Here is a 21557-nt window from a genome sequence, read left to right as displayed (position 1 = left end):
TGTGGAAAAAGTTAACATGTCGCTCAATCAAGCATGATCTAAACTCATTAAAAATAGCAGAGACAAGGAGTCAGATATGAAAAAGATCGCCGTAATTTTGTCCGGTTGCGGAGTATTTGATGGTGCGGAGTGCAATGAGGTCATACTCAGCTTACTCGCTATCGAGCAGCAAGACGCCAAATGGGACTGTTTTGCACCCGATAAAACGCAGCATCATGTACTCAATCATCACAGCGGAGAGGAAATCGCAGAGCCTCGCAATGTCATGGTTGAGGCGGGTCGCTTAGTGCGAGGGAGCATTGCACCACTTTCGACACTTGATGCCAATGACTACGATGCTCTGCTTGTGCCAGGTGGATTCGGCGTGGCTAAAAACCTCTCCGACTTTGCCTTTAAAGGTGCTGAGTGCCAGCTTGACCCCGACTTCAAACGTGCGACGAAAGCCTTTGCCAGTGCAGAAAAACCCGCCGGTTATCTCTGCATCGCACCGGCGCTCCTCCCCTTGATTTATGGACCCGGTGTAAAAGCGACGTTGGGCAACGATGACGATGAGGCTGTTGGCGCATTTACTCAGCTAGGTGGCGAGCATGTCGCCTGTCCCGTCAACGATTTTGTCTTAGACCAAAGCCGACGCTTGCTGAGTTCACCCGCCTACATGCTGGCTGGTAGCATTAAAGAAGCACAAACAGGAATCAGTAAATTGGTAGAAAAACTGGTGGCGTTGGCGTAACTAGCGCCTAAGGTTCGGTATAAAAGGGCGTGGGGCGATTTTCCATACGCCAGAAAGAAAAAAGCGGCATCCCTATTTTGAGATGCCGCTCAGCATATGAGCAACGATAACAGCCTAGCGGCGATATCCTTATCAGCCAATGCTGAATTACACTGGAAGCAATGTGAGCAATGTCGTGCCTTCAGAGCCGCCTCACCTTGGTGAGGTTTCCCCCTCAGGACAGGGTTAATAATAAGCATTCTCATTTAATATGCAAGCACTAATTGAGAATAATTTTCATTTTCTTTTAAATTATTGATTTGCTGAAGTAAATTCGGTTAAATTCCACCCGCTCTTTGACCTCACAGTGTGTAATGACATAGCCGTTTCGCAATAATAAGCGCAACATTGCAGGGTAACGGTTCTGAGATTTTACAGTGAGAGCTTGATAACCTTGTTCAACAACCCACTTCTCTTGCACTTCGAGCAGTAGCTGCGCAACCCCTTTACCACGATGATCTGGCGCGACGCCTCCTAGCCAGCTGTAAAAGGTTGTGCTGTTTTCCGCATACCCAAGCTTCACGCCAGCTATCTCATCATGGCAGTAAGCGATCAACAACAGTGCAGGTTTATCAGCAATCCGAGCCGCTAAACTCGCTGCCGTTTCTTCACCTAATTCTGGGATCAAGGTTAATGCTGTCGCCGCTTGATCAACGTGGCATTCAGTGACTCGAATCATCATCACTCCTAAGACGTTACCTAACATGAAGAACAAGAAACAAAAAACCGGCCTCAGCCGGTTTCCTTTTCACTCAAACAACCCTTTTATTGTCGGTCACACTTGCTGAGACTGCAATGGTTGACGCACCGCGGTAAGCTTCTTGACCAGAAAATTCAATAGCACACCATAAAGCGGGACAAACAGGCCCAAACTGATAAGGATCTTAAAACCGTAATCGACAAGTGCGATTTCTACCCAGTGCTCAGCCATAAAAGCATCTGGACTGTTATAAAAAGCGATACCGAAGAATGCCAATGTATCCAATGCATTCCCCAGCAATGTTGAGCATGTTGGCGCAACCCACCAAGCTTTGTTCTCACGTAAGCGGTTGAAAATCTGCACATCTAAAATCTGTCCCAACAGATATGCCATAAAACTCGCCACGGCAATACGCGCAACAAACAGATTAAACTCACTTAACGGTGCGAAGCCTTGATACTCACCGTTATAGAACACCACCGACAAGGTGTAAGACAGTATCAATGCCGGTAGCATAACCACACCGATAATACGTCGCGCGAGTGGCGCACCAAAAATACGGACCGTTAAGTCTGTTGCCAGAAAGATGAATGGGAAGGTAAACGCCCCCCAAGTGGTGTGCAAACCGAATATCGTAAAGGGCAACTGCACAAGGTAGTTACTTGAAGCAATGATCAGTAAGTGAAAGCTCACTAACCACAATAGGGCCTGACGCTGTTGCGCGGCAGAAAAATGCGTCGTCATACAGAGACCTTTTTGTTAATTGGGGGTGAGGGAACCCAAATAAAAAACTGTTTTGGCGTGCTGTCTTCTCACCGCAGCACGGCTCTGCTATCAAGTATACTCAAACCGCCTCAAGATGCTTGTTCAGCGAGAGTTTCTAGGCTTGTCAACAAGGCACTGTTTTGAAGATCTAGTGGACTAAATCAAAAAACAGTAACGACGGTGGCGAGCCTAGAAACTCGCCCTTCGGGAAGCGACTAGCGCCCCGATTTCTGCGTTAAAGGTGTTTGAAAGGGAAATCCATTCCTTCACCCCTTTGCCTTGAACTCGACGCGCTAGGCCGCTTCTGAATCCTGCATCTTGAGGTGGTTTGAGTATATTATGCAGAGGGCGGCGATTATACAAAACTGGATAAAAATTCCCACTACTTATTGAATGGTTACTTTCAATCCCCCAGCCTATTTTAGCCAATTAGCGAGAAACATCAGGACTTCCTCATCCTCCTTGCTCAATGCCTCCAACCAACAACTTTGACTGTAGCCTTCGCTCTTAAGCATTAAGTGGGTACCTTTAAAATCCAACAGCCACAAATGCATATCACTGTCTTGCTGCTGTTCAAGAATTCGACATCCTAACTGGGCAACGATCTCTTTGCCCAGCGTAGGGAATGAGTCCACATCAAATTCAGGGGTACGTAAAACCAATGTGCGAGTTTCTGGATAAAAGGCGTATAGAGAAATCATCATTCACATCCTAGATTGTAAGCGGGTGTTGCGGAGGGTATCAAAGCGTGTGTTTAGCCTACCGTAGCACGGAGAAACATGGTCTGATGGTAAGCGTTCGCACCGTCTGTCCCGTGTGCGGCAAGAGGTGCATAACGCACCGTTACGCAAGCTATTTATCACGCTACTCGCGTGTATTTAACCGGACCTTCGTCCGGTTTTTTTTATTCTGCACTTTGAATAAGGTGCGCTTCGATCACATCTAAAAACTGATCGCCAAACTTCTCTAACTTACGTTGTCCGACACCGTTCACCGCGAGCATCTCTCCCGGCGAGGTCGGTAACATCTCTGCCATTTCCATCAGGCTAGCATCATTGAAGACAACATAGGGTGGAATATTCTCATCATCGGCAATTTGCTTGCGGAGCTGACGCAGTTTCGCGAAGAGTTTTTTGTCATAGTGGCGTATTGCCAACTTATCTTGCTTGCGACTACGTGCAGTGAGATCGAGTCTCGGTACCGCAAGCTCCAGAGGCATCTCCCCTCGCAATAAGGGACGCGCTTCTTCGGTGAGTTGCAATGTCGAACTACGGGTGATGTTCTGCACCAAGAAGCCGCGATGAATCAACTGACGCAAAATACTGACCCAGTACTCATGGCTATGTTCGCGCCCGATGCCATATGTCGTCAGCTTTTCATGGCCATGATCTCTCACTCGCTGGTTCGACATGCCACGCAGTACGTCAACAACGTACCCAATACCGAAGCTTTGATTCACGCGATAAACACAAGAGAGCGCTTTCTGAGCCACTTCGACCCCATCAAACTTTTTAGGTGGGTCAAGGCAGATGTCGCAATTACCACAAGGCTCTTCACGGAACTCACCAAAATAGTTCAGTAATACCTGACGACGGCAAGTTTGCGCTTCGGCAAATGCCCCCATCGCATTGAGCTTATGGCTTTCAATTTGCTTTTGCGCGCCCTCTTCTTTTTCGTCGAGCATACGGCGCAACCATGCCAAATCGGAAGGGTCATACAACATCATGGCTTCAGCGGGTAGACCATCTCGCCCTGCACGCCCTGTTTCCTGATAGTAAGATTCAATATTACGCGGAATATCGTAATGCACCACATAGCGAACATTAGGTTTATTGATACCCATCCCGAAGGCAACGGTTGCCACGACAACGTGCAGATCATCGCGTTGGAAGGCTTCTTGTACCCGTTGGCGCTCTGTGTTTTCCAGCCCTGCATGGTATGCCGCCGCACGAACATGGTTATCACAGAGCTTTTCGGTGAGTTGCTCGACACGCTTACGCGAATTGCAGTAAATGATGCCGCACTGGCCCCGCAAGTTAGTGACATAGCGAACAAGCTGCGCCAGCGGTTTGTGCTTCTCAACCAAGTTATAACGAATATTGGGACGATCGAAACTGCCCATGTGGACGAGTGGGTCTTTCATCGACAAGCGATGTAAAATATCCCCCCGTGTCGCTTCATCCGCAGTGGCCGTCAAGGCCATCACAGGCACCTGCTGAAAGTGCTCGCGAATACGCCCCAAAGCGGCGTATTCCGGGCGGAAGTCATGCCCCCATTGCGAGATACAATGGGCTTCATCCACCGCAATTAAGGAGAGAGGGAGTTGATAAAGGTGATCAATAAAGTCGGGCATTAACACCCGCTCTGGCGAAACATAGACCAGCTTCAACTCACCGTTGTACATGGCGTTAAAGGTATCAATGAGTTCTTCCCGCGCCATCGTCGAGTTAATACAAGCAGCCGCCACACCGTTTGCACGTAGCTGATCAACTTGGTCTTTCATCAATGAGATGAGGGGAGAAATGACTAAGGTAAGTCCACGCCTGACCAAAGCAGGCACTTGGTAACACAACGACTTACCGCCACCTGTCGGCATAATCACAAGGCAGTCGCGACCTTCAACAGCAGCCTCAATGACATCCGCCTGTCCATCACGAAATGAATCGTAGCCAAAGACCTCCTCCAGCACTTGCTGAGGGGTTGGGGCATCACTCATGGCTAAAGCCGCTTCACTCATTTCGTTTATCTCTCGCTTTGAAGGTCGGCCATTTTAACCGCTTCCCTGTCTCTCACCAACCTTTGCTGCCAATCTTTGTACAGCCAATAACCACATTACTTTTGTCTGAACTCGGTACACAGGCCTGACTTTCAATCTTGCGTGTCGAGATGGCTTGAATCTAGATACCAGTAAATGCTTCTCACTACTGCCGCTTTGCAATAATTGGGTATATACTGCTCAATCCGCTGCAATCCGTTTTTTTCTCTTCTTTTTTGCAGCGATACCGTTAGAGATCAGCTGTAATGAACCAACAACAACAGACTCGTCGTGGTGTAGTACTGGCCATTTCCGCCTACACCATGTGGGGTATTGCCCCTATTTACTTTAAAGCGATTGCCCATGTCGATGCGGCAGAGATCCTGAGTCATCGCGTGATATGGTCTTTTGTCTTACTCGGTCTATTACTGACTGTAATGAAGGCCTGGCCTCAAGTCATGCAGATACTGCGCAATCCTGCCCAGATGAAGTTTCTCGTCGCGTCCGCGCTGCTCGTCGGTGGAAACTGGCTATTGTTTATCTGGTCGGTTGCGAACAACTATATGCTCGAAGCAAGCCTCGGCTATTTCATTAATCCTATCTTGAATGTCATTTTAGGTATGGTCTTTTTGAATGAAAGACTGCGCGCGTTGCAGTGGGCGGCGGTGGGTTTATCGTTTATCGGCGTTGCCATTCAGGTCGCAACCTTCGGCTCTCTGCCGTGGATATCTCTGGTGCTGGCAAGTAGCTTTGGATGCTATGGTTTGCTGCGTAAGAAAGTCAGCGTCGGTGCCCATGAGGGATTATTTATTGAAACCGCGGTCATGTTACCACTGGCACTCGGCTATCTGATGATGGCAACCTCTAGTACCGCCAACCTGCTCGCGAACCCACTCTCACTCAATCTACTGTTAATGGCAGCAGGTGTGGTCACGACCCTTCCTCTGCTCTGCTTTACTGGGGCGGCAACTAAACTCAACCTTTCCACCTTGGGCTTTTTCCAATACATCGGCCCAAGTTTGATGTTCATTCTCGCAGTCACCCTTTACGACGAACGTTTGGAGCCTGAAAATGTCTCCACATTCGGTTTTATTTGGTTAGCACTTGCACTGTTTACCTTTGACGCGGTAAAACATACCCGACGCCAACGTAAATTACGTGCTGCTTAAATTCATAACGGAGAGCTGAGGATGGATAAGGTTACCCACCAAGTCACTGATGTCAGTGCAATCAACCTCATTGATGCCCAGTTCTCTGAGTTTGCATTTAAGCGCCACTACCACTTGGATTACCACATTGGTTTAATCACCAGCGGGCACCAACACTACTTTTATCGTGGCGCACGCCATATTGCTGGCCCAGGGCACGTTGTCTTATTGCCTCCAGATGAAATCCATGATGGTCAAGCGGCGAACCATGATGGCTACCAAGTTAAAATCTTCGACATTGAGCCCGATTGGTTACATGACCAAGCAGGGATTGATACTCGTTCGCTGTCGTTCCTTGCCCACAACATCGACGACAAACCGCTCTTTGCTGAACTCGGCTACTTACATGGTGTGTTGCACGATGCCAACTTCTCAAACTTAGGTAAAGATTGTTTAAGTTGGCATGCGTTTTCGAGTCTATTCGACCGCTACGCCACGCGAAAATCTCCCACACATCATCAGCTAGGTAGCCGCTCTCTGGGGCAGATCCGCGAGTTTATGGATGCGCATTTAAGTGAAAAAATCACCCTTGATGAGCTTGCCGATCTTTGCCAGCTCAGCCACACGCAACTCTTGCGTCAGTTTAAAAAATCGACCCAGATGACCCCCTACGCCTACTTGGCTCGACTGCGTTTGGAGCGTGCGATGCAATTAATTCGGCGAGGGGAGCGCAGCACAGATGTGGCCCATCTTGTCGGTTTTTATGACCAAGCACATTTCGTGAAAGCCTTTAAGCAAACTTTTGGTATCACCCCTGGCCAATTGCAGCGCTAACCCAACCGCTAAGCGCGCGTGCGTTCATACCCTTTTAAGTGACTGGGGTCACTTTTTTACAAGTCAACGCTATCTCACTGCGGCACACTCATAGCATCACAAGGAGATCGCTATGACTGAAATCGCTTCATTGTTCACCCTTTTTACTGTGCATTTTGTCGCACTGATGAGCCCAGGTCCCGACTTTGCGCTGGTCGTGCAGAATGCCAGTCGCTATGGCCGTAGTACGGGCATTATGATCGCCTTTGGCCTCTCTATCGGTATTTTACTGCACTCGACATTCAGCTTAACGGGGATCAGTCTGCTGGTTTCAAATCAGCCAATGCTCTTTAACCTCCTGCAGTTGGCAGGCGGTAGTTATCTCATCTGGCTCGGCTTTGGCGCGTTAATGAGCCTACGTCAACCGCGCACTCAACTCCCTGATGGCGATAAAGAACAGCTGTTACAGAGCAAAAAGCAGGCGTTTACGAAAGGGTTTACCACGAACATTCTCAATCCAAAAGCGCTGGTGTTTTTTGTCAGTCTCGTGTCGACCTTGGTGCCTGCTGATCTCTCCAACGGCGGAAAAATCACCGCGATTACGGTGCTGTGGGCGCTATCATTTAGCTGGTTCGCCTTCTTAGCATGGGTGCTGACCGGGAAAAAGATGCAGCATCTATTAGCGAAGTTAGTACCTTACATTGATGGCGCATGCGGGGCGCTTTTCACGGCGGTAGGTGGCGGGTTAATCTGGCAAACCTTGAGTTAATCCCAAACAAAAATGGCCACACGCGGTGGCCATTTTCTTCTTTCCATTCCGATTAGGCGCTACCTGAGTAGGCATGATGCCAATCTTTCCAAACCACTTGGAAACCACGTTGTTGCACAGCTTGGGCGACTTGCGCCGCGCTGCGCTCATCACTGATCGCAAACTGCTCCAATTCGGGTTCGTCATCGGCATATCCGCCGGGTTGAGTTTTTGAACCAGCCGACATGGTCGTTACACCGAGAGGCAAAACGTTATCGCGGAAGCTCGGCGATTCTCGCGTTGACAGCGATAACTCCACTTCTGGATTCAGCAAACGATAAGCACACAAGAGCTGCACCAGTTGGCGATCATCCATCACGGATTTCACTTCTACCCCACCCTCGCAGGGGCGGAGCCGTGGAAACGAAATAGAGTAGCGCGTTTTCCAGTAGGTGCGTTCCAAGTAATCAAGGTGCGCAGCGACATAAAAACAGTCGGTCCGCCATTCATCAAGACCGATCAAAGCGCCAATACCGATTTTATCGATACCCGCCCGCGCGAGGCGATCCGGCGTCTGCAAACGGTAATGGAAGTCTGTTTTATTGCCTCGTAAATGATGTTCGCCATACGTCCGCGGATTATACGTCTCCTGATACACCATCACGGCATCCAGCCCCAGTGTTTTCAGCTCTGCATACTCATCTTGATCCAGCGGCTGTACTTCCATAGCTAAGTAACTGAAATGGGATTTGATCGCAGGCACGGCTTCACGAAAGTACCCCATCCCCACTTTGCGTTCATGCTCTCCGGTAACGAGTAGGATATTGTCAAAGTTGAGGCGTTTTATCGCTTCACACTCCCGCTCTACTTCCTCAAGATCCAGCGTGCGGCGCTTAATGCGGTTTTCCATTGAAAAACCGCAGTAAGTACAGGCATTGGCACATAGGTTCGAAAGATACAAAGGGACGTAGAAGCCAATCGTATTACCAAAACGCTTACGGGTTAACGCTGCTGACAGCTGCGCCATCTGCTCAAGGTAGGGCTCGGCCGCAGGGGAGATCAACGCCTTAAAGTCTTCAAGATCACGCTTCGGCTTACGCAACGCTTTCTCGACATCTTGCGCCGTTTTACTGTAGATCGACATTCGAATGTCGTCCCAGTCCATGCGTTCAAAGTGCTCTGAAAAAGTCATGGGTTTAGTCCAAAAATGCCGTCAATGGGCTTGATGCGATTGCGTGGTTCACTGTACCTGCCAATCCAGCCTCAAAGGCCATGCGGCCACTTTCAACAGCCAGCTTAAACGCTTTCCCCATCGCGATAGGGTCAGCGGCCGCGGCAATCGCCGTGTTCACTAATACCGCATCAGCGCCCATTTCCATCGCTTCCGCAGCATGTGAAGGCGCACCAATACCAGCATCCACGATCACAGGGACATTCGCTTGGTCAATGATAATCTCTAAAAAGTCGCGGCTCGCTAGTCCTTTGTTAGAACCAATTGGCGCGCCTAATGGCATCACTGCCGCACAGCCCACTTCCTCTAAACGCTTACACAGCACAGGGTCAGCATGACAGTAGGGTAAGACAATGAAGCCTTCCTTCACTAAGGACTCCGCCGCCGCCAGCGTCTCGATCGGGTCAGGCATTAAATACTTAGGATCAGGGTGAATCTCTAGCTTGAGCCAGTTCGTCCCCAGCGCCTCACGCGCTAATTGAGCAGCAAAGATCGCTTCTTTGGCATTCTTGGCGCCCGACGTGTTGGGCAGTAAATTCACACCGGCTTCACGCAGCGGAGAGAGAATGTCATCATCGCGAGCATCGATATCAACGCGCTTCAGCGCCATTGTCACCAGCTCGGAGCCAGATGCGATGATTGAGTCTGCCATAGCATGACGGTTTGCATACTTACCCGTACCAGTAAAAAGGCGAGATTGAAACGTTTTATTGGCAATCGTTAGCATGCTTAACCCCCTGCGATAGCTTGAAAGAGTGCAATTTGGTCACCCTCGTTCAAAATGGTTTCAGGCCATTTTTCACGGGCGATAATCTCTTGGTTTACCGCAACCGCAGCGGCACCTTGAGGCAGCTCGAGTTGAGCAACCAGCGCTTCGACACTGGCATTAGCCGCAATCGTTAGCGGCTTATCATTAACGTGCACCACACACTGGGTCATACGTTGTCCTTACTACTCACGGAACATTGAGGAACGAATATCTAAGTTGCGTTGCCACAGACAGTACACTGTGGGTTAACGGGTAAACGAAAGCTTTGCCAATCAAGGCTTAAGCCATCAAACTGTTTGAGCATTCCAAACGCAGGCTCACCAGCTTGCGTAATCACCTTGACCGCTTCTAACGCTTGCATTGTGCCCATAATACCGACAACAGGCCCAGCGATCCCGGATGTACTGCAGTTCTGAGGCTCTTCTGCTCCACCCTCTGGAACGAGGCAATGATAACAAGGGCCCTGTTGCTGTCGAAAATCAAAAGGCATTAGCTGCCCCTGCCAACGAATCGCAGCCCCTGAAATCAAGACTTTCCGGTGCAAAAAACACGCCCGATTCACAGCATGACGTGTCGCGAAGTTATCACTGCAATCCAAGATCACATCCGCCATGCTGATTTCAATGCTTAGCCGCTGTTCATTTAAAGCAGCGTCAACAGCGCGTACTTTGATGAGCGGGTTCAATGCCAGCATCGCTTTCGCCGCAGTTGCCGCCTTGCTCTTACCCTGATCGGCATCACGGTAGATCACTTGGCGTTGTAAGTTAGATGCATCTATCGTGTCGCCATCGGCAATCACAATGTTGCCAACACCGGCACCCGCAAGATAGAGTGCTGCAGGCGAGCCTAATCCGCCGGCACCAATGATCAGAACCCGGCTTTTCTCTAAAGCAAGTTGGCCTTGTTCATCAACTTCAGGTAACCGAATTTGCCGGTTATAGCGCATAAATGCCTGATCAGTGAGCATGATGGCGACTCCTGTTATCGCGTCAGTTTTTGATCGAATGCAGCAACAACACTTGCTAAGTCATCGGCATGCGTAATCGCTCTCACTACCGCAATACTGCTGACACCCGTCGCCCATACATGCTCGACATTACTCAGGTCGATACCACCAATAGCCACTGTCGGATAACGGTTTGCAACGGTTTTTACGTGTTCAGCCAATTGCGCAACCCCTTGAGGTGGCGTCGGCATCTCTTTGGTAGGCGTCGGAAAGATATGGCCAATCGCGAGGTAGCTAGGAATAATACTCAGGCCACGATCTAACTCATCAGCAGTGCGGGTTGAAACACCTAAACGCATACCCGAGGCACGCAGCGTTTCCAAATCAGCACTATCTAAATCTTCTTGACCCAGGTGGATACCATACGCCTGATGCTTCAATGCAAGTTGCCAATAATCATTGATGTAGACTTGCGCACCGTATTCACGTCCGAGGCGGATTGCTTCGATAATCTGCGCTTCTAAATCTGCCTGTTGCGGATCTTTGATCCGCAACTGAACTGTCTTCACCCCAAGCGGCAACAGCTTGGCGATCCAATCAACATGGTCAACAACTGGGTAGAGCGGCCCCATGCCGCCCTCGATAGTTGGGAATGAAATCATACTTTCTCCACTTGGTGATAGAGCTCACTGCCTCTATCTCGGAACTCTTCAGCTTTTTCTCGCATTCCCTGCATTGGATCTTCTTCAACAATCTCAATTGTCTGGCCACTGGCAGCGAAGTCTCGCACCTCTTGCGAAATCTTCATTGAACAGAACTTCGGACCACACATTGAGCAGAAGTGCGCGACCTTGCCAGATTCCTGTGGCAGGGTTTCATCGTGATAAGCGCGCGCCGTTTCCGGGTCAAGACCCAGGTTAAACTGATCTTCCCAACGGAACTCAAAACGCGCTTTTGACAAGGCATTATCACGCACTTGTGCACCCGGGTGACCTTTAGCAAGGTCAGCAGCATGCGCGCAGAGCTTGTAGGTAATAAGCCCCGTCTTAACGTCTTCTTTGTTAGGCAAGCCTAAGTGTTCTTTTGGCGTGACATAACATAGCATTGCACAGCCATACCAACCAATCATGGCTGCACCAATACCTGAGGTAATGTGATCGTAACCCGGCGCAATGTCTGTCGTCAGAGGACCAAGCGTATAGAATGGTGCTTCGTGGCAATGCTTAAGTTGCTCATCCATGTTCTCTTTGATCATATGCATTGGTACGTGTCCTGGACCTTCAATCATGACCTGAACATCGTATTCCCATGCAATCTTGGTCAGCTCACCAAGGGTGCGTAATTCACTGAATTGCGCTTCATCATTGGCATCAGCAACCGAGCCCGGACGTAGACCATCACCAAGCGACAGTGAAATATCATATTGCGCACAGATTTCACAAATCTCGCGGAAGTGCACATAGAGGAAACTCTCTTTATGGTGCGCTAAACACCATTTCGCCATAATGGAGCCACCACGAGAAACGATGCCAGTTACACGCTTCGCGGTCATTGGTACGTAGCGTAAAAGTACACCGGCGTGAATGGTAAAGTAATCGACACCTTGCTCCGCTTGCTCTAGTAACGTATCTCGGAACACTTCCCAAGTCAGGTTCTCAGCAACACCATTCACTTTTTCTAGCGCTTGATACATTGGAACGGTACCGATTGGTACTGGGCTATTACGTAGAATCCACTCACGTGTTTCATGGATATTACGCCCCGTCGACAGATCCATCACGGTGTCGCCACCCCAGCGGGTTGACCATACCAGCTTTTCAACTTCTTCTTCTATCGATGAGCTTACCGCTGAGTTACCAATGTTAGAGTTGACCTTCACAAGGAAGTTTCGACCAATAATCATCGGCTCTGATTCAGGGTGGTTGATATTGGCAGGAATGATCGCTCGACCTTCTGCCACTTCTTTACGCACAAATTCTGGCGTAATTTCTTTCGGCAAGTTTGCGCCAAAGCTGACACCGGGATGCTGCTGGTTTAACACTTCATCACGATACTTTGCACGACCCATGTTCTCACGAATGGCGATGTACTCCATCTCTGGGGTAATGATGCCTTTACGCGCATAGTGCAACTGAGTGACACATTGACCCGGCTTCGCACGACGAATACGAGCACGCAGGTTAAAACGCAAATCATCCAAGGTGTCATCCGCCATACGTTCACGACTATAGGCAGAGCTCTGTTCATCAAGAAGCTCAGTGTCATTGCGCTCTTCAATCCAGTTCTCACGAACGAAGTTTAGGCCGGAGTAAATATCAATGTTCTGTTCAGGGTCTGTGTAATAGCCCGAGGTGTCATACACACGCACTGGCTCATTAGGTTCAAACTGTGGGTTCTCTTTCGTACCGCCAACGAGGCTATCGCTGACAGAGATCTCGCGCATAGGAACACGAATATCTTCACGGCTACCAGTGACATAGACTTTCTGAGAATTTGGATAAGGTTGCACCGTTAGGGAGTCAATAAATTGTTTTGCATCCAAACGGGCTTGTTTACGGCTCGACATAGCAATTTCCTTTTTGTCCTTGTAAGGGAAAATGCTTGCCGGAAAGGTGCTAGATGAGCAAAAGATAGATCTACTGCGAGATATACAGCATTCTTGCTCTTGTTCCCTTCGCAGGTATTAGCCTGATCAGGTTCAACGGATCCCGTTATTACGGTCTCAGCCAAATGGCACTCCGACAAGTTCACGGAGCGAGTATAAGTTACTCAACCTCCATCCAGCAAGCCAGAGACAAGATAATGTGACGTTTTTTAACAATGTGCTGAAAAGAGCGTGCAATGATGAGAAACGATCTTAATTAGCACGCAAGATTGGCTAGATACGAGGCCTGTCTGCCTAAGTAAACAAACAGGCTGGTTCGCATTCTTAAAAGTCCGGTTTGAACTGGAATGTCGATAGCTCTTTTCTGAGCTGTCGATAATAGAGTGGTATACAGACCCAGCTATAGACAACGATACCTAGCCAGACAAAAGCAGTCGCAGTGGACAGGCTCTGATAACCAAAATCGGTTAATAATTGTGACAATAAATTGAACAGGAGATAGCCGCCGATGAGCACGAGCGCGGAGCCCACGTCACTTAGCGCAGTCACTTTATTGTTAAATTGCCACCACAACCCCAAGAGCCAACTTTGGCGTGCTTTTATATCTGCGAGCAGTTGTAACGCAATTTCAGAGTGAGGATTCTGGAGGATTGCAAACTTTGCGTGATAAGCAGCATCATCGACATTTCCAGCTGCAAGCTGCGCGCTTCCCATCAAAACGTTTGCAGAGGCATTTTCAGGCTCTAATTTTAGCGCTTGCAATGCAAATTCAATCGCCAGTTCAACCTCGCCAACAGTTAAGTGGTAATCGCCAAGGCTAGCAAGTACTTGTGCTGAATCTGGTTCATGGCGCAGCGCTTCAACTAAGACATCTTTCGCCGGCGCTCTCTTGTCCAACAACATATATATCTGGCTTTGTAACAGCAACGCCTCTACACAGTCCGGCTCAACCGACAGGGCTTCGTCGCAAGCTTGAAGCGCCTGCTGAAGTTGTTTCTTAAAAATCAGTGTTCTAGCTAATATCAGTTTGAGCAAAACCAAATTAGGTTCGATACTTAATGCAATGTTGAGTTCATGTTCCGCTGCATATAGTCGGCGTTCAGACAACAAACAGGAAGCCAAAAGGCCATGTGCAATAGCGCTATCTGGCCAAGAAGCCAGTAATTCCTTCAACGACTCTATGGCTTTTTCATGTTGCTCAGTTCGATAATAGTATTGCGCCTGCTCTAATTTTTGTTCGAGCATTTACTCTCTCCCTTCCCCGATGTACTGAAACAGACTAAATGATTTCATCTGCGAAAAAGCGGCAAGAAGCAGCGTAAGGAAAAGTATGGTGTTAAGTGCCAACCGCAAGTAGTTAAACCAACCAATTGTCGTATTCTCTATCACTTCGTGCGGAATTTGTGCAAAGCCAATAAAGACTGCCAATAACGCCAAACAACCAACCAAGCAAGTCACCACCTCACGTTTAAATGTGGCACTCCCCATGATGTAACCATTAACACATATCCATACTAAGGGCACCCAATATCGTCCAGCAAAGGGCGGCGCCCAAATGATGGGGACTATCATGGTCGCAAAAATAATCACCATGGGGTTCATTACCAAAAAGTCCCACTTGGTTGCCTTTGGTTCATCAATAATATGGTAGCGCGGTGTTTTACTTTCCATGTCTGTTCAAAAACTCCAGTACGTCATCATATCGACCGCCATCATTGGCATAACGCGCGTAATTTCGAGCCGTTGTTAACCATTCCAATGTGGTCGGCCTCAGTTGTGCTAGCGCTTCTCGCAAGTGCGAGAAAGAGATATCTACTTCCGATTCAGTCAGCAGGGTTTCATCTATTGCTTCATCTGCGGCAGTATCCACTAAATTAGAAAGATCCGCGCCAGAAAAACCAACGGTTTTTTTCGCCAATAACGCCGTATCGATCCCTGCTTCAACGGGTCGTTCCTTAAGGTAGTACTCTAGGATATCTCGACGAGCTGGCGCATCTGGTGGCGCGACAAAAAACATACGTTCGAAACGACCTGGTCGTAAAAATGCCGAGTCAATTGACCAAGGGACATTGGTAGAGGCAAGCACTAACACACCTTCGTTATTTTGCGCAAAGCCATCCAGCTCAGTCAAAAACTGACTCACTACGTTATTTCCATGACCTCTACCCTGCTCTCTCTTTCCTGCTAGGGCTTCTAGTTCATCAAAAAAGAGCACGCATGGCGTGTTGTGACGGGCTTTCTCGAAGATAGCATGCAGTTTCTGCTCGGACTCTCCGATATACATATCCAATACGTCCGAAATATTAATGTTATAAAACTCTGCATTACATTCGCCCGCCGCAGCCCTTGCGAGTAAGGTCTTTCCACACCCAGGCGGACCATACAGTAACACTCCGCCACCCGAGCGTTTCTTAAAACGTTGAAAAAGGCTTGGCTTCTGAAACGGTAGAATGATTTTTTTGTGGATCTGCTTTTTAATATGCGAAAGCCCAACGACATCATCGAACTTCGTTGTCTTCTGTCGGTATTCACTAAGATGAGTAAGCTCAAATGCCTCAGGCTTTTCAATCACCTTCAATTTCACTTTAGGCTCATCGGATACTGGGACAATATCAAGTATCTGATTCAACCTCTGACTCTGCAATTCAGGTTCATGGTTAATGACTTCTAAATACAACGGCTTCGCATCAACTAAATCGTCACACGCGACAAGCAACTCTACATATTTCAATTTCTGAGCTGGGTAACTTAGATCTAATAGCGTTTTAGCGACCTCGGCTTGTTGGTTGTCTATCAAGAAATCTGCCAATGCAATCGCGTCTTCATCTTCAAGCGGTTTAGTCAAGTAAGGAAGAAAGCGCATGATATTCTCTGCCGCCTCTCCAAGAGAATGCATGACAATAATATGTGCTAACTCTGCTGATGGCGCGGCTTGGAAAGCAACCTTCAATCCTTCTAACGTCTTCTTGTCCAAACTCGACTATCCTCCTGATATTTCAAATGGCACCACACATTAAAAAGTAATTCTCAGATCAACTTTAAAATTACCGTTCCATATCATACCGTTAACAATAAGAATCCTATTCTAAGCGGTACAATTATGTGAGATAAGCCGAGGTTATACACAGGTGATCATTCAATTAGCGCAACATTGACGCATTAGCCCGAACCGATGCCAGCATCATGACAAGATCACTGCCATATAAAGTACTCAACAACAAAAGAGCGCTCTATCGTCTGTATGTCGAAGCGAGGACGTGGTAGCCAATGTGCCAACCTTTATGATGGGGGATAACCTGAGGCTTAGAGTAATCTAAAGGCGTCGACCAAGACTAAGGAGATTCAACAAAGCTTGCTACCAAGCAAGTGGAATATCAATGACGAAGGTTGTTTTACAGAAATGACAAAAACAAAAAGCCTCAGGCTTTATACGGGGACGCCTAGTCTGAGGCTATTACGCAGTAATACCAATCTGGAAAATTAACTGGTCAGTTTAATCCAGTCTCTGGTGCACATTTTGGTCACTCTATCTGCACGCTTCAAGAATCGATTCCATGCAGTGCATACTTTCGACACAATATCTTCGTAGTCGGTAAAACTCTGATTGGCAAGATAGTGTTGTCTGAGCCAACTCCACACTTGTTCTATAGGATTTAGCTCTGGTGAATATGGCGGGAGCTTGATGATACTGACATTACTGAACTGTTCTGCAATGTCATTTGTATGCCAGCCAGCACCATCCATAATGATCACTGCGTGACGACCTTTTTCGGTCACCGCGGAGATCTGCTTAAGGTGCTCAACCATAATGTCCTTGTTAACCCAAGGAACGACCAGCGCCTCGCCAATACCTCTAGCGGGACATACTGAGCCAAACAAATACGCATATTCAAACTGCTGCTGTTTAACTGCTCTTGGTCTTGATCCCCGTTTAGCCCAAAGTCGAGTTGTCGTGTTTTGCTGACCAAATCTTGCTTCATCTTGAAACCAGACATCGACGTTATCAAGCCCCATGTGACCGGGGATCTTAAGGATCGTTTCAATTTTGAATTTTTTTAAAATCGTCTTGGATTTGCTGGGATTGACGAGGGTGCTTGGAGCGTGATGTTATCCAAGAGAAGCCCATGTGACTAAGCAAATAGTAGATAGAGTCTGGGTGGTAGTGTTTACCAAACTCTTTCACGATATAAGCATGAATATCAGTACCTGTTAACCTCCCCCCAGATGAATCTTCGGCACGTGCCTTTATAAACAGGCTTAGCTGTTCACGTTGCTGAGTATTGAGGAATGCTGGGCGACCCGTTCTTGGTTTCTCTTGCAGCCCATCAAGCCCTTCTTCAAGGAATGTTTGTACCCACTTATTCACACTCGTTCTGCTTACCTTAAGGAACTTAGCAATTTGGGTTCGAGAGTGACCATCTTTAAAGTGTGCCAATGCGAGCAATCGCATCTTCATCTGAATAGATTTTTGTTGGCTAGCAAGCTTTTTGAAATCAATGGTATCGAGGCTGTCCATAGCGTCTTTTTTCATGAAGAAGTAACAGCCTCAATTAGATCATATTTTTACTTAGAATGGTATAACACAAACTTAAATTTGGCACACACGAAAAAGGCTCCAGCATTTCTGCTAGAGCCTTGAAGGTGGCAGGGGTGGACCGGGCTGGCGCCCCAGCTCCCAACATTGCTTCGTAGAAGCAACAGGTGCAAAAAAGCTCCAGTCTTTAGACGGGGACGCCTAGTCTGAGCCTATAACGCAGAAACACAAGCTTAAATTTGGCACATACGAAAAAGGCTCCAGCATTTCTGCTAGAGCCTTGAAGGTGGCAGGGGTGGAGAGATTCGAACTCCCAACACGCGGATTTGGAATCCGCTGCTCTGCCAATTGGAGCTACACCCCTGTTGTTCGTGTTTAACGAGACGACGCTCGAATAAAGTGGCGGAGCGGACGGGACTCGAACCCGCGACCCCCGGCGTGACAGGCCGGTATTCTAACCAACTGAACTACCGCTCCACACGGTGCTTTGATTGAAGTCTTACACTTTCTGCTTCAAACAAGCAATGTTCAAAGCCTGGCGATGTCCTACTCTCACATGGGGAGACCCCACACTACCATCGGCGCTATTGCGTTTCACTACTGAGTTCGGCATGGAATCAGGTGGGTCCACAATGCTATGGTCGCCAAGCAAAATTTTTTCAAACTAAGAAAGCTGATTCGTTTTGTTCTCAACACACTCAAGTGCGATTAAGTCCGATAAAACACCTTGGGTGTTGTATGGTTAAGCCTCACGGGCAATTAGTACAGGTTAGCTCAACGCCTCACAACGCTTACACACCCTGCCTATCAACGTCGTAGTCTACGACAACCCTTTAGGACAGTTAAACTGCCAGGGAGAACTCATCTCAAGGCTCGCTTCCCGCTTAGATGCTTTCAGCGGTTATCGATTCCGAACTTAGCTACCGGGCAATGCGTCTGGCGACACAACCCGAACACCAGAGGTTCGTCCACTCCGGTCCTCTCGTACTAGGAGCAGCCCCTTTCAATTCTCCAACGCCCACGGCAGATAGGGACCGAACTGTCTCACGACGTTCTAAACCCAGCTCGCGTACCACTTTAAATGGCGAACAGCCATACCCTTGGGACCGACTTCAGCCCCAGGATGTGATGAGCCGACATCGAGGTGCCAAACACCGCCGTCGATATGAACTCTTGGGCGGTATCAGCCTGTTATCCCCGGAGTACCTTTTATCCGTTGAGCGATGGCCCTTCCATTCAGAACCACCGGATCACTATGACCTGCTTTCGCACCTGCTCGACTTGTCAGTCTCGCAGTCAAGCGGGCTTATGCCATTGCACTAACCTCACGATGTCCGACCGTGATTAGCCCACCTTCGTGCTCCTCCGTTACGCTTTGGGAGGAGACCGCCCCAGTCAAACTACCCACCAGGCACTGTCCTCACCCCAGATAATGGGGCCAAGTTAGAACATCAAACATACAAGGGTGGTATTTCAAGGATGACTCCACGCTATCTGGCGACAACGCTTCAAAGTCTCCCACCTATCCTACACATGTAGGCTCAATGTTCAGTGCCAAGCTGTAGTAAAGGTTCACGGGGTCTTTCCGTCTAGCCGCGGGTACACAGCATCTTCACTGCGATTTCAATTTCACTGAGTCTCGGGTGGAGACAGCGTGGCCATCATTACGCCATTCGTGCAGGTCGGAACTTACCCGACAAGGAATTTCGCTACCTTAGGACCGTTATAGTTACGGCCGCCGTTTACCGGGGCTTCGATCAAGAGCTTCGACCGAAGTCTAACCCCATCAATTAACCTTCCGGCACCGGGCAGGCGTCACACCGTATACGTCATCTTTCGATTTTGCACAGTGCTGTGTTTTTAATAAACAGTTGCAGCCACCTGGTATCTGCGACTCCCGTTAGCTCCATCCGCGAGGGACTTCACCGACAGGAGCGTACCTTCTCCCGAAGTTACGGTACCATTTTGCCTAGTTCCTTCACCCGAGTTCTCTCAAGCGCCTTGGTATTCTCTACCCGACCACCTGTGTCGGTTTGGGGTACGATTCCTTACAATCTGAAGCTTAGAAGCTTTTCCCGGAAGCATGGCATCAATGACTTCACTGCCGTAGCAGCTCGACGTCGTATCTCAGTCTTAGGTGTCCGGATTTGCCTAAACACCCAACCTACATACTTGAACCTGGACAACCGTCGCCAGGCCCACCTAGCCTTCTCCGTCCCTCCATCGCAATTGTAAGAAGTACGGGAATATTAACCCGTTTCCCATCGACTACGCTCTTCAGCCTCGCCTTAGGGGTCGACTTACCCTGCCCCGATTAACGTTGGACAGGAACCCTTGGTCTTCCGGCGAGGGGGTTTTTCACCCCCTTTATCGTTACTCATGTCAGCATTCGCACTTCTGATACCTCCAGCATGCCTTACAGCACACCTTCAACAGCTTACAGAACGCTCCCCTACCCAATACACATAAGCGTATTGCCGCAGCTTCGGTTTACTACTTAGCCCCGTTACATCTTCCGCGCAGGCCGACTCGACCAGTGAGCTATTACGCTTTCTTTAAATGATGGCTGCTTCTAAGCCAACATCCTGGCTGTCTGAGCCTTCCCACATCGTTTCCCACTTAGTAGTAATTTGGGACCTTAGCTGGCGGTCTGGGTTGTTTCCCTCTCCACGACGGACGTTAGCACCCGCCGTGTGTCTCCCGGATAGTACTTACTGGTATTCGGAGTTTGCAAAGGGTTGGTAAGTCGGGATGACCCCCTAGCCTTAACAGTGCTCTACCCCCAGTAGTATTCGTCCGAGGCGCTACCTAAATAGCTTTCGGGGAGAACCAGCTATCTCCAGGTTTGATTGGCCTTTCACCCCCAGCCACAAGTCATCCGCTAATTTTTCAACATTAGTCGGTTCGGTCCTCCAGTAAGTGTTACCTCACCTTCAACCTGCCCATGGCTAGATCACCTGGTTTCGGGTCTACACCCTGCAACTGTACGCCCAGTTAAGACTCGGTTTCCCTACGGCTCCCCTATTCGGTTAACCTTGCTACAGAATGTAAGTCGCTGACCCATTATACAAAAGGTACGCAGTCACCCCGAAGGGCTCCCACTGCTTGTACGTACACGGTTTCAGGTTCTATTTCACTCCCCTCACAGGGGTTCTTTTCGCCTTTCCCTCACGGTACTGGTTCACTATCGGTCAGTCAGGAGTATTTAGCCTTGGAGGATGGTCCCCCCCTATTCAGACAACGTTTCACGTGCGCCGTCCTACTCGATTTCACTGATAAGGGATTGTCGGTTACGGGGCTATCACCCTGTATCGCGGCACTTTCCAGAGCCTTCACCTAATCCCAAACCAGCTTAAGGGCTACTCCGATTTCGCTCGCCGCTACTTTCGGAATCTCTGTTGATGTCTTTTCCTTCGGGTACTTAGATGTTTCAGTTCCCCGAGTTCGCCTCATAACGCTATGTATTCACGTTATGATGACCGCTTATGCGGCCGGGTTTCCCATTCGGAAATCCATGAGTATAGTGACTCTTACCGTCTTCTCATGGCTTATCGCAGGTTAGCACGTCCTTCATCGCCTCTGACTGCCAAGGCATCCACCGTGTACGCTTAGTCACTTAACCATACAACCCCAAGGCGTCTTTATTTCACTTTAGAAAAGTGAAGACACATAGGCGTATGACAGCAACCAAGGTTTACATGTTTTCGCCGGACTCAATACAAGACACTTGAATGTGTTTGTTGTATTTACTTGCGTAAATACGATTTGAGAACT

18 protein-coding genes, 2 tRNA genes, 2 rRNA genes and 1 riboswitch are annotated in these 21557 nt (G+C 48.6%); of the genes, 4 read left to right on the top strand and 18 right to left on the bottom strand.

All coding sequences use genetic code 11. The features are described from left to right. Positions 1-76 precede the first annotated feature (76 nt). Positions 77-730, top strand: coding sequence for an isoprenoid biosynthesis glyoxalase ElbB (elbB, locus tag TSUB_RS00275; protein WP_087023232.1), 654 nt, complete (start codon positions 77-79; stop codon positions 728-730). A gap of 286 nt (positions 731-1016) precedes the next feature. Here elbB and TSUB_RS00270 read toward each other — a convergent pair whose 3' ends face one another. The 4 genes from TSUB_RS00270 to recQ all read right to left on the bottom strand — a co-directional run bounded on the left by TSUB_RS00270 (position 1017) and on the right by recQ (position 4971). Next, positions 1017-1451, bottom strand: a complete 435-nt coding sequence (locus tag TSUB_RS00270; protein ID WP_087023230.1) for a GNAT family N-acetyltransferase — start codon at positions 1449-1451, stop codon at positions 1017-1019. A 93-nt stretch (positions 1452-1544) separates the two neighbouring features. After that, entirely contained in the window at positions 1545-2213 is a 669-nt protein-coding gene (locus TSUB_RS00265; RefSeq protein WP_087023228.1) for a 7-cyano-7-deazaguanine/7-aminomethyl-7-deazaguanine transporter, read from the bottom strand. Between the two features lie 437 nt (positions 2214-2650). Further along, entirely contained in the window at positions 2651-2938 is a 288-nt protein-coding gene (locus tag TSUB_RS00260; RefSeq protein ID WP_087023226.1) for a DUF3630 family protein, read from the bottom strand. Between the two features lie 200 nt (positions 2939-3138). Next, positions 3139-4971 carry an ATP-dependent DNA helicase RecQ gene (recQ, locus tag TSUB_RS00255; RefSeq protein WP_087023224.1) on the bottom strand — a complete coding sequence of 611 codons (1833 nt, stop codon included), beginning with the start codon at positions 4969-4971 and terminating at the stop codon, positions 3139-3141. A gap of 284 nt (positions 4972-5255) precedes the next feature. Between recQ and rarD the strand changes: the two genes are divergently transcribed. The 3 genes from rarD (at position 5256) to TSUB_RS00240 (ending at position 7719) form a co-directional block, all read left to right on the top strand. After that, a complete protein-coding gene (gene rarD / locus TSUB_RS00250; RefSeq protein WP_087023222.1) occupies positions 5256-6158 on the top strand; it encodes an EamA family transporter RarD in 903 nt (300 codons plus the stop codon). 21 nt (positions 6159-6179) lie between these two features. Then, positions 6180-6971: an AraC family transcriptional regulator gene (locus TSUB_RS00245; protein ID WP_087023220.1), complete on the top strand. Its 792-nt coding sequence runs from the start codon at positions 6180-6182 to the stop codon at positions 6969-6971. 112 nt (positions 6972-7083) lie between these two features. Continuing rightward, complete coding sequence (locus TSUB_RS00240; protein WP_087023218.1) at positions 7084-7719, top strand: LysE family translocator; 636 nt, start codon at positions 7084-7086, stop codon at positions 7717-7719. 52 nt (positions 7720-7771) lie between these two features. Here TSUB_RS00240 and thiH read toward each other — a convergent pair whose 3' ends face one another. The 14 genes from thiH to TSUB_RS00170 form a co-directional block, all read right to left on the bottom strand. Continuing rightward, positions 7772-8890 (bottom strand): 2-iminoacetate synthase ThiH, encoded by a 1119-nt coding sequence (gene thiH / locus TSUB_RS00235; RefSeq protein ID WP_087023216.1) that lies wholly within the window; start codon positions 8888-8890, stop codon positions 7772-7774. Between the two features lie 4 nt (positions 8891-8894). After that, on the bottom strand, positions 8895-9656 hold the full coding sequence (locus TSUB_RS00230; RefSeq protein ID WP_087023214.1) for a thiazole synthase: 762 nt from the start codon (positions 9654-9656) through the stop codon (positions 8895-8897). Positions 9657-9658: 2 nt separating this feature from the next. Beyond that, complete coding sequence (thiS, locus tag TSUB_RS00225) at positions 9659-9868, bottom strand: sulfur carrier protein ThiS (protein ID WP_087023212.1); 210 nt, start codon at positions 9866-9868, stop codon at positions 9659-9661. 41 nt (positions 9869-9909) lie between these two features. After that, complete coding sequence (locus TSUB_RS00220) at positions 9910-10665, bottom strand: HesA/MoeB/ThiF family protein (RefSeq protein WP_087023210.1); 756 nt, start codon at positions 10663-10665, stop codon at positions 9910-9912. Positions 10666-10679: 14 nt separating this feature from the next. After that, positions 10680-11306: a thiamine phosphate synthase gene (gene thiE, locus TSUB_RS00215; RefSeq protein ID WP_087023208.1), complete on the bottom strand. Its 627-nt coding sequence runs from the start codon at positions 11304-11306 to the stop codon at positions 10680-10682. Beyond that, positions 11303-13210, bottom strand: a complete 1908-nt coding sequence (thiC, locus tag TSUB_RS00210) for a phosphomethylpyrimidine synthase ThiC (RefSeq protein WP_087023206.1) — start codon at positions 13208-13210, stop codon at positions 11303-11305. The genes thiE and thiC overlap by 4 nt, the downstream gene beginning before the upstream one ends. Before the next feature lie 86 nt (positions 13211-13296). Beyond that, a riboswitch (TPP riboswitch) is annotated at positions 13297-13395 on the bottom strand. Between the two features lie 178 nt (positions 13396-13573). Then, entirely contained in the window at positions 13574-14494 is a 921-nt protein-coding gene (locus TSUB_RS00205) for a tetratricopeptide repeat protein (protein WP_087023204.1), read from the bottom strand. Next, entirely contained in the window at positions 14495-14920 is a 426-nt protein-coding gene (locus TSUB_RS00200) for a hypothetical protein (protein ID WP_087023202.1), read from the bottom strand. It abuts the gene before it with no gap. Next, the gene (locus TSUB_RS00195; RefSeq protein ID WP_202819765.1) at positions 14910-16223 is read right to left on the bottom strand and encodes an ATP-binding protein; all 1314 of its coding nucleotides are present in this window, start codon (positions 16221-16223) and stop codon (positions 14910-14912) included. Before TSUB_RS00195 ends, TSUB_RS00200 begins: the two co-directional genes overlap by 11 nt. Before the next feature lie 506 nt (positions 16224-16729). After that, positions 16730-17765 (bottom strand): IS630 family transposase gene (locus TSUB_RS00190; protein ID WP_221274584.1). Its coding sequence is split into 2 segments (ribosomal slippage): positions 16730-17305 and positions 17307-17765, totalling 1035 coding nucleotides; the frame shifts between segments, so codons are not numbered across the junction. A gap of 305 nt (positions 17766-18070) precedes the next feature. After that, positions 18071-18147 (bottom strand) — tRNA-Trp (locus TSUB_RS00185). 36 nt (positions 18148-18183) lie between these two features. Next, positions 18184-18260: transfer RNA gene (locus TSUB_RS00180), tRNA-Asp, on the bottom strand. Positions 18261-18316: 56 nt separating this feature from the next. Further along, positions 18317-18432: ribosomal RNA gene (rrf, locus tag TSUB_RS00175) — 5S ribosomal RNA — on the bottom strand. Positions 18433-18521: 89 nt separating this feature from the next. Further along, positions 18522-21405 (bottom strand): 23S ribosomal RNA (locus TSUB_RS00170). Between the last annotated feature and the right edge of the window lie 152 nt (positions 21406-21557).

Source organism: Thaumasiovibrio subtropicus (genome assembly GCF_019703835.1).
Classification (GTDB): Bacteria; Pseudomonadota; Gammaproteobacteria; order Enterobacterales; family Vibrionaceae; genus Thaumasiovibrio; species Thaumasiovibrio subtropicus.
The sequence above is the reverse complement of the archived record's forward strand: the minus strand, read 5'-3'. Positions and strand labels throughout refer to the sequence as shown.